This is a genomic window from Microcystis sp. M53598_WE2 (assembly GCF_030067735.1).
Classification (GTDB): domain Bacteria; phylum Cyanobacteriota; class Cyanobacteriia; order Cyanobacteriales; family Microcystaceae; genus Microcystis; species Microcystis aeruginosa.
The window spans coordinates 1-1796 of record NZ_JASJFE010000565.1 but is presented as its reverse complement, the minus strand read 5'-3'; the positions used below and the strand labels follow the sequence as shown (position 1 = coordinate 1796).

The 1796-nt window shown below is 39.5% G+C and carries 3 protein-coding genes and 1 pseudogene; 2 read left to right on the top strand and 2 right to left on the bottom strand.

Going from position 1 to position 1796, the window contains the following annotated elements:
- Window positions 1-141: 141 nt before the first annotated feature.
- Window positions 142-528: an AlbA family DNA-binding domain-containing protein gene (locus PX636_RS11495; RefSeq protein ID WP_288117263.1), complete on the bottom strand. Its 387-nt coding sequence runs from the start codon at window positions 526-528 to the stop codon at window positions 142-144.
- Window positions 529-747: 219 nt separating this feature from the next.
- Between PX636_RS11495 and PX636_RS11490 the strand changes: the two are divergent.
- Window positions 748-949: pseudogene (locus tag PX636_RS11490) on the top strand (helix-turn-helix domain-containing protein); the annotation flags it as partial.
- Window positions 948-1349: a cytidine deaminase gene (gene cdd / locus PX636_RS11485; protein ID WP_012266153.1), complete on the top strand. Its 402-nt coding sequence runs from the start codon at window positions 948-950 to the stop codon at window positions 1347-1349. The pseudogene PX636_RS11490 and the gene cdd, both read left to right, overlap by 2 nt.
- A gap of 140 nt (window positions 1350-1489) precedes the next feature.
- Here cdd and PX636_RS11480 read toward each other — a convergent pair whose 3' ends face one another.
- Entirely contained in the window at window positions 1490-1669 is a 180-nt protein-coding gene (locus PX636_RS11480) for a hypothetical protein (RefSeq protein ID WP_288117261.1), read from the bottom strand.
- Between the last annotated feature and the right edge of the window lie 127 nt (window positions 1670-1796).

The window sequence follows — 1796 nt, the reverse complement described above, 5'->3', positions numbered from 1 at the left end:
TGGTTCGATAGGGGGGCATAAATCGACTAAATCCTTATCTGGTAAGAGACTTAATTGATTAGTTCGCTCTAGATCGAAAACAATTGACAAAAATCGCTAAATGCCTTTCTATATAAGGGTTACATCCCTTATAACCCCCGTCTATTGCATAACACCAACCGAAGAGCCGTTAATATATACAGGACGCTGAGTTCGGGTAGCTCTAGGAATATGAATAATGAGAAGCTGATATTCATTAATCTTTTTTACTTCTACGTCTGAATTAGAACAGATAGATATATTCAGTTTTTGTCGGTTGTTGTGGTTATCCCAAAACTCTTGTTGAAGATTTTTAGGGTTACGCACTCCTGTAATTTCTAATCTAGGTTTCTTTTCGCTAACACCCAAAATAATGTAACCGCCATCGGTATTAGCGAAAGCTGAAAGAGTTTCCCAAATGTCTTTTGGCAAGCCTCCCTCGGCTGATTTAAACTCATATTCTTGGTCTTCTCCAATATCAATTTGCTGCAGTATTGTGTCAATTTCCATGCTAAAATTCGGCGATAAATTTATGGATGCAGTTTTTGCGGTGAAAATGAGCAACTAGCCTGAGTTCGAGGTCGGCTAAAACTCTGAGACTATCGTCGGCTGAAAGTTCGATGTAGAAGTCATGGTAAAAGATACTTAAACAAAACTGATCTTAAATCGCCAATTCAAAAATGAAACGCACGACTCCTTAAGAGTTGACAGAGAAAGGCTCATGAGGTATTGTCCGATCAATGCAACAACAAATCCCAAAAACTAAGCCACCAACATCTTAACATAGAACAAAGAAACTTGCTCTACCAACCTAGTCAAGAGGGAAATTTATCTCAACGGCAAATGGCCGTCTTGCTCGGATGTCATCAAAGCACGACCAAAGGGATAATTAAGAAGTAATCAAAGTTGCCTCGGATGCTATCTAGCCGATGACCCTATCTGAACAAGAAAGACAACAACTCTGTGACACTGCTCGGGAAGTGGCGAAACTTTCCTATTCTCCCTATTCCCGTTTTCGGGTGGGGGCAGCGGTCTTGACAGATAAAAAGATTTATGCTGGTACTAATGTGGAGAACGCTAGTTATGGCTTGAGTTTATGCGCGGAAAGGGCAACTTTAGCGCAAATAATCGCAGCGGGCGATCGAGAAGTACGGGCGATCGCTATAGCCTGTATCGATGGGAAGGATGATATTAGTCAGTTAACTCCCTGCGGAGCCTGTCGTCAATGGATAGCCGAATTAGCGCCGCAAGCAGAGATTATTATCTGTGGAACCCAGCAAAATTATCGTTTTAATCTCTCGGATTTACTGCCTTTTTCCTTTCGTTTTTAACTGTGGGTAAAGTATCGGGGTTAAGGTACTACAACAACGGCTAAGATAACTGGTATAAGAGCCATGATCTGACAAAACATTAGTATCTAGTAAATACTTGAGAGTCATAAATGAACATCTCTCCCGGTTGAGTTGTCGCGTCAATTATCAAAAGTATCATCATCAAGACTTGCCAAATCTACCCTTTGCCTAAAATCTTGCAAGGCTGACCAAAAATCATTAACCTCTCTAATTTCTACTAATATCTCTTCATTATCGGGAAAATCAACTTCCTCTAATAACTCAATAATTTTGCCTTTTTTAATTCCTTTAACTAACATAATATCAACTCCTTCTAAATGACTCGATTGTAGAATTTAACATAGAGAGAATCATCAAAAATAGTTTTTGCCTCCTCAAATGAGACTTCGTATTTTGATAGATTGCGTTCTGCCTTATTTTTATCCC